The sequence below is a fragment of the Otariodibacter sp. genome, assembly GCF_029256985.1.
In the GTDB taxonomy this organism is placed as follows: domain Bacteria; phylum Pseudomonadota; class Gammaproteobacteria; order Enterobacterales; family Pasteurellaceae; genus Otariodibacter.
In genome coordinates this window covers 1-7,096 of record NZ_JARIDQ010000010.1, presented here as the reverse complement: position 1 = coordinate 7,096, position 7,096 = coordinate 1, and the positions used below count along the sequence as shown (strand labels likewise).

At 35.0% G+C, this 7,096-nt stretch carries 6 protein-coding genes and 1 pseudogene; 6 read left to right on the top strand and 1 reads right to left on the bottom strand.

Annotation, left to right across the window (positions count from 1 at the left end; all coding sequences use genetic code 11):
- The 6 genes from Q1J40_RS01225 to Q1J40_RS01200 form a co-directional block, all read left to right on the top strand.
- Positions 1 to 722, top strand: a 722-nt coding sequence (locus Q1J40_RS01225; protein ID WP_502306652.1) for a DNA repair protein RecN, incomplete at its 5' end; no start/stop codon positions are given.
- Between the two features lie 46 nt (positions 723 to 768).
- Positions 769 to 1,449, top strand: a complete 681-nt coding sequence (gene mutH, locus Q1J40_RS01220) for a DNA mismatch repair endonuclease MutH (RefSeq protein WP_301098221.1) — start codon at positions 769 to 771, stop codon at positions 1,447 to 1,449.
- 100 nt (positions 1,450 to 1,549) lie between these two features.
- Entirely contained in the window at positions 1,550 to 2,281 is a 732-nt protein-coding gene (locus tag Q1J40_RS01215) for a TerC family protein (protein WP_301098220.1), read from the top strand.
- An 81-nt stretch (positions 2,282 to 2,362) separates the two neighbouring features.
- Positions 2,363 to 3,400, top strand: a complete 1,038-nt coding sequence (gene nagZ / locus Q1J40_RS01210) for a beta-N-acetylhexosaminidase (RefSeq protein WP_301098219.1) — start codon at positions 2,363 to 2,365, stop codon at positions 3,398 to 3,400.
- The gene (gene rlmC, locus Q1J40_RS01205; protein WP_301098218.1) at positions 3,393 to 4,574 is read left to right on the top strand and encodes a 23S rRNA (uracil(747)-C(5))-methyltransferase RlmC; all 1,182 of its coding nucleotides are present in this window, start codon (positions 3,393 to 3,395) and stop codon (positions 4,572 to 4,574) included. The genes nagZ and rlmC overlap by 8 nt, the downstream gene beginning before the upstream one ends.
- 28 nt (positions 4,575 to 4,602) lie before the next feature.
- Entirely contained in the window at positions 4,603 to 6,585 is a 1,983-nt protein-coding gene (locus tag Q1J40_RS01200; RefSeq protein ID WP_301098217.1) for a DUF2075 domain-containing protein, read from the top strand.
- Positions 6,586 to 6,677: 92 nt separating this feature from the next.
- Here Q1J40_RS01200 and Q1J40_RS01195 read toward each other — a convergent pair.
- A pseudogene (locus Q1J40_RS01195) lies at positions 6,678 to 7,096 on the bottom strand (5-methyltetrahydropteroyltriglutamate--homocysteine S-methyltransferase); the annotation flags it as partial.

Here is a 7,096-nt window from a genome sequence, read left to right as displayed (position 1 = left end):
CAGCAAACAGCCTATGGCAACATCATCAGACCCTTCAACAAGAATTAGAGAGTTTATTATCTTTTGAGGAAAATGAAGAACAGCTTATCGAAGATGAAAAACAGGCTTATCAAGATTGTGTAGAATTGGCTGAACAAATTTATCAAAAAAGGGTAGAAGCGAGTCAAAAATTATCAGCCCAAGTCACAGAGCAAATTAAGCAATTAGCAATGGAAAATGGTGAGTTTTTCATTGATGTGCAACATAATTTAGCGAAGTTATCAGCAAATGGAGCCGATACGGTCGAATTTAATTTACGCAGTAATTTAGGGCAACAATCACAACCTCTAGCTAAGATTGCATCGGGTGGGGAGTTATCTCGAATCTCCCTTGCTGTGCAAGTATTAACGGCCAATAAATTATCGACTCCAACGATTATTTTTGATGAGGTTGATGTAGGAATCAGTGGACCAACTGCAACGGTAGTGGGCAGATTATTACGTCAGCTAGGTAATAAATGCCAAGTATTATGTGTTACACATTTACCGCAGGTTGCAAGTCACGGGCATCATCATTTTAATGTCCAAAAATATGTCGAAAATGAACAAACAGAAACAAAAATGAGTTTGCTTGAACGTAAAGATAGAATTACGGCTTTAGCTCGATTGCTTGGCGGAAGTAAAATTACCGATGCCGTTTTAGCTAATGCAGCAGAAATGCTCGATTTGGCAGAAAGTGAGTAGTTAGCTACAATATCGGCATAAAACTTTATATTCATTTTTAGGTATTATGCAATTAGCGACTTTTTCAAAGACTGAACAAGAATTATTAGAGAAAGCCCAATGGTTAGCGGGCTTTACACTTGGTGAGATTGCAGAATACTTAAATGTTCCTGTACCGCCTGATTTACGCCGTGATAAAGGTTGGGTGGGGATGTTGATTGAAGTTGCCTTAGGAGCAAAGGCAGGAAGTAAAGCTGAACCAGATTTTGCCCATTTGGGTATTGAGCTAAAAACTATTCCCATCAATGAGAAAGGAATGCCTTTAGAAACCACTTTTGTCAGTCTAGCACCTTTGACGCAAAATCATGGAGTGACTTGGCAGACATCTCACGTTCGACATAAATTATCTAAAGTATTATGGGTGCCTGTTGAGGGTAAAAGAGAAATTCCGCTCGCATTGCGTAAAATTGGTATGCCTGTGTTGTGGACACCCTCTTTAGTAGAAGAACGACAACTTCAGCAAGATTGGGAAGAGTTAATGGAATTAATTGTTTTTGGTCGATTAAATGAGATTAATGCCACATTAGGTGAAGTATTACAATTACGCCCTAAAGGTAAAAATAGTAAAGCATTAACTAATGCGGTGAATCTTCAAGGTGAAAGAATTCAGTCATTACCCCTAGGCTTTTATTTACGCAAACAATTTACTGCAAAAATTTTACAAAATTTTTTGGTTTCTCGTCTTTAATTTTTTACAGTCTCTCTATATTATGTATCGTTTGAGTTAATGCCTAGTTTATATGACTTAGGCACAAAAACTTTTTATTTTTTATGTAAAGGATATATATATGCTTGAGTGGATAACAAATCCTGAGGCTTGGATTGCACTTTTAACCCTAACTACACTAGAAATTGTGTTAGGTATCGATAATATTATTTTAATTAGTATTCTTGTTTCTCGTTTACCAGAAAAGCAACGCCAATCTGCCCGTATCCTTGGGCTAGGTTTAGCAATGATAACTAGAATCCTATTATTACTTTCACTTGCTTGGATCATGAGACTGGTTGAACCATTATTTACCATAGCAAATATGCCTGTTTCAGGGAGGGATTTAATCCTTATCTTAGGGGGATTCTTCTTAATTGTAAAAAGTAGTAAGGAATTAAAAGAATCAGTCAGTGCAGTAGAACATAGTGAAAATGGATTAGTAAAACAAAAAGCTGGGTATGTGGTGACGTTAATTGAAATTGCTTTATTAGATATTGTTTTTTCATTAGATTCTGTGATTACCGCAGTCGGTATTGCTAACGATTTACCAGTAATGATTTTAGCAATTATAATTGCGGTTGGAATGATGATGCTAGCTGCCAAGCCTATTGGTGATTTTGTCGATAGAAATCCAACGATTAAAAATCTAGCTTTAGCCTTCTTAGTGATGATTGGTATTACATTGATGGCAGAAGGATTTATGTTCCATATTCCAAAATCAGCAATTTATATTGCTATGGTATTTTCTGTTATTGTCGAATTATTAAATATTAGAATGAGAAAAAACCAAGCAAAGCATAGCAAACAATAGAAATAAGCAAAATCATTTAAATCATTGTAAAATGCTCTCGTATTGCCGAAATATGAGAGCATTTTTATTTGGAGAATTGTAATGTTATTGATGGATTTAGTTGGAAAAGAATTGACGATAGAAGAACAAGAATTACTAGAACATCCTTTTGTATCTGGATTGATTTTATTCACTCGTAATTTCCACGATAGAGAACAAATTCAAGCATTAGTGAAGTCAATTAGACAACGGGTTAAAAAGCCATTATTGATCACAATCGATCAAGAGGGAGGTCGAGTACAACGTTTTCGTGAGGGATTTACTCAATTACCAGCGATGCAATCTTTCCAACAACTTATTCAAGATCCAACAATACAGCAGCGATATGCCCACGAAGCAGGATGGTTAATGGCTGCTGAAATGTTTGCCCTTGATATTGATTTAAGCTTTGCTCCTGTTCTTGATTTAGGACATCAATCTAAGGCGATTGGCGATCGTTCTTTTGGGGAAAATGTTGAGCAGATATTGCCAATAGCTGAATCATTTATTGATGGTATGCAAGAAATGGGCATGGCAACAACGGGTAAACATTTTCCGGGGCATGGGCATGTCATTGCTGATTCACACTTAGAAACGCCGATTGATGAACGAAGTAAAGACGCAATTTTTTCGCAAGATATTCAGCCTTTTAAACAACTTATTGCGAAAAATAAATTAGATGCAATTATGCCTGCTCATGTCATTTACACTCAATGTGATACGCAACCTGCTAGTGGATCAAGCTATTGGTTAAAAGAAATATTAAGAAAACAATTACAATTTAAAGGTGTGATTTTTTCCGATGATTTAGGGATGAAAGGCGCTGGTTTTATGGGGGATTATGTTGAACGAAGCCAAAAAGCATTAGCTGCGGGTTGTGATTTACTCTTATTGTGTAACGAACCAGATGGCGTTGTTCAAGTATTAGATCACTTAAAATATCAGCCAACGGCAGAGCAGAAAATTATTCATCAAAAATTGATGAAACGTAAGCACATACGTTGGCAAGATCTTGTTGTTACAGACCGATGGAAAAAAGCTCATCAGCAATTAGAAGTGTTACAAAATGATTGGTTAGAGTGGAAAGCGAACCATGCTTAATCGTTTACAATGCTCGCACTTTGAACAACATAAATGTCGTTCTTGCCAATGGATTGAGAAAGATTATGACGTTCAAATTGAAGAAAAATATACTGAACTCAAGCGGTTAGTTTCGCCATTTATTTTGCCAAAAACAGAAATTTTACCTGCAATTAAGTCAGAGTTGGCTCAATTTAGAAATAAAGCAAAAATGGTGGTATCGGGCAGTGTAGAACGTCCGATACTGGGTATTTTATCTGATCCTAATGATCCAAACAGTGCGGTCGATCTAACGGATTGTTCTCTTTATCCTGAAAGCTTTACCCCATTATTTCCGATTTTGAAACAATTTATCGGTAGAGCAGGGCTGGTACCTTACAACGTAGCGAAAAAACGAGGTGAGCTAAAATATATTCTCATTACCCAAAGTGCATATAATCAATCCTTAATGATTCGTTTTGTGCTAAAAAGTGAAGCGAAACGACCGCTTGTTGAGCGAGAATTTTCTACTTTTTATGCTCAACTTCCTCAAAATTCAGTAGTAACACTCAATATTCAACCGCAACATTCAGCGGTTTTGGAGGGCGAAAAAGAGATTTTCCTGACAGAACAAAATGTAATTGAAGAATATTTTAATGGCATACCGCTTTTCATTCGTCCACAAGGCTTTTTTCAAACTAATCCTAAAGTCGCCAGCCAACTTTATGCAACTGCTCAATCTTGGATATCAGATCTAAAAATAGATAATCTTTGGGATCTATTTTGTGGGGTGGGGGGCTTTGGTTTACATTGTGCCTCAGTATTACAGCAGAAAAATCCTAATATAACGCTAACCGGGATCGAAATTTCCCCTTCAGCTATTGCCAGTGCGACAAAATCCGCAGAAAAATTAGGATTACAAAATGTCCAGTTTTCCTCATTAGATTCCGCACAATTTGCTCTCAATACACAAGGCGCTAAACCTGATCTTGTGATAGTCAATCCACCACGTAGAGGTATTGGTAAACCCTTAGCGGAATATCTCAATCAATTAGGATCAGATTATCTAATCTATTCCAGTTGTAACGCTAAAACTATGGCAAAAGATCTTGAATCTTTAACACAATATCAACTTGAAAGAATACAGCTATTTGATATGTTTCCGCATACAGCACATTATGAAACATTAGTTTTTCTATCACAGATTGAAGGTTAAAAACTAAAAAATTTACAGCAGCAAATCAATGAAATTAAAACGCGCATATTATTCAGGTTACGTAACTGATTTTATAGAAAAAGACAATAGTACGATATTTGGTGAAATCGTAAGAAGTGATTCATTTTCATCGGATGATTTGCAAAAAAACGCCTGGGAAAAACAAATAGAGATTCTTAAGCGTGAAATTCAAGCTTTTCGTGAAGGCTATTTGTTATTTGAATATACGATACCTAGAATGGGAAAGAGAATTGATAATGTCCTACTTTACAAAGGAATTATATTTCTTTTGGAGTTTAAGGTCGGTGAAAAAGATTATCCTAAAAGTGCAATTGAGCAAGTGACTGATTATGCATTAGATCTTAGCTATTTTCATAAAGAGAGTCACGATAAGCCAATAGTTCCAATTCTTATATCTACAAATGCGTATGAGTACCAACAACCTATTGAAGTGTTAAAAAACAATATTCTGAAAACGTATTGCTGTAATGAGACAGGAATCGAAAAATATATAGAAACTATCTGCCATCGTTATAATGAACCTTCATTCATTGCAGAGGATTGGGTTAACTCATTATATATGCCAACCCCTACTATTATAGAAGCGGCACAAGCTTTATATAAAGGACATAGTGTAGAAAATATATCTAGAAGTGATGCTAGTGCGGTAAATCTTAGTAACACGACCAAAGCCATCAGTCAAATTGTAGAGTCAAGCAAAAAATATAAGGAAAAATCAATTTGCTTTATAACAGGAGTCCCTGGTGCTGGAAAAACATTAGCGGGGCTTAATATAGCTATTGAAAGACAAAATATAGATAAGAACGAGCATGCTGTTTTTCTCTCAGGAAATGGACCACTTGTTGAAGTTTTACAAGAAGCTTTAGCACGAGATGATGTTGAAAAATACGGTATCAGTAAAAATGAGGCTCTCAGGAAATCAAAGGAATTTATTCAAATAATCCATCATTTTAGGGATGATACAATCTCTACTGACAGAGCACCATTAGAACAAGTAATAATTTATGATGAAGCTCAGCGAGCTTGGGATAAGTCTAATTTACAAAATTTTATGGAAAGAAAAAAAGGAATTCTTAATTTTGATATGTCTGAACCTGAGTTTTTAATAAATGTGTTAGATCGTCATAAAGATTGGGCTACAATTGTATGTCTAATAGGTGGGGGACAAGAGATTAATAAAGGAGAGTCTGAGGGGATTATTGGGTGGTTTGAGGCGTTAAAAGAAAAATATCCTAATTGGACTGTTTATGTATCAGATAGAATAATCGATTATGAATATATTAAAGGCCATTCTTTTGAATTCTTGACTGAAGGATTAAATTATAACATAAATAAACATTTACATTTATCCGTTTCCTTACGTTCATTTAGAAGTGAAAATATTTCTAGTTTTGTTAAAGCATTATTGGATTGTAATAAAAACATCGCTCAAAAATTATATAATAATTTTAAAGAATCTTATCCTATTTATATAACAAGAGACATAAATATTGCTAAATCATGGGTAAAAAGTATAGCAAAAGGATCAGAGCGTTATGGTATTACAGCTAGTTCCGGAGCTAAGCGATTAAGAAAGTATGGTATTTGGGTGCAAAATAAAATTAGCCCATCTAATTGGTTTTTAAATGGTAAAGATGATGTACGTTCTTCATTTTATCTCGAAGAAACAGCGACTGAATTTGATATTCAAGGATTAGAGTTAGATTGGTCTATAGTGTGTTGGGATGCTGATTTAAGATTTACCAATGGGAGTTTTTATTATTTCAGTTTTAAAGGAACGAAGTGGCAAAGAATTAAATCAGAGGAAAATATATTATATTTGAAAAATGCGTATAGAGTGCTATTAACGAGAGCTAGACAAGGATTAATAATATTTATTCCAAAAGGAAGCGTCGATGATATTTCAGCAAGTCCGATTTATTACGATGGAATTTATAATTATCTAAAAGATATTGGCATAAGAGAATTAACTACTTTCCCAATCGATTAAAATAAATGTTTACATTTATTGGTTTATTGCAGATTGCAAAAACCAGTACATTAAAATGTACTGGTTTGTATAAATAGTTTCAGAAAATTACATTACGCCAATTCAGCTCTCAATTTTTTGGTTACTTCAATCATTGTGCTTAATTGTGCAAGTGTTTCTGTCCAACCACGTGTTTTTAAGCCACAATCAGGGTTTACCCATAAACGTTCTTTTGGTACTACTTTTAAGGCTTTACGCAATAAATGTTCAATTTCTTGATGTGTCGGTACCCTTGGACTGTGGATATCATATACTCCCGGCCCAATATCATTTGGATATTTAAAGTCTGAAAATGCCGTTAATAGTTCCATATCAGAGCGAGATGTTTCAATGGTGATCACATCTGCATCTAATGCTGCAATTGCTGGAAGAATATCGTTAAATTCAGAATAACACATGTGAGTATGAATTTGCGTATCATCCTGTACGCCCATGTAGCTTAATCTAAATGCCTCGCCAGCCCATTGTAGAT

What these genes read in the sequence shown, in the direction of transcription:
- Q1J40_RS01215 (WP_301098220.1), top strand. Translation starts at nt 1,550, where the DNA reads ATGCTTGAGTGGATAACAAATCCTGAGGCTTGGATTGCACTTTTAACC.
- Q1J40_RS01200 (WP_301098217.1), top strand. Translation starts at nt 4,603, where the DNA reads ATGAAATTAAAACGCGCATATTATTCAGGTTACGTAACTGATTTTATA.
- mutH (WP_301098221.1), top strand. Translation starts at nt 769, where the DNA reads ATGCAATTAGCGACTTTTTCAAAGACTGAACAAGAATTATTAGAGAAA.
- nagZ (WP_301098219.1), top strand. Translation starts at nt 2,363, where the DNA reads ATGTTATTGATGGATTTAGTTGGAAAAGAATTGACGATAGAAGAACAA.
- rlmC (WP_301098218.1), top strand. Translation starts at nt 3,393, where the DNA reads ATGCTTAATCGTTTACAATGCTCGCACTTTGAACAACATAAATGTCGT.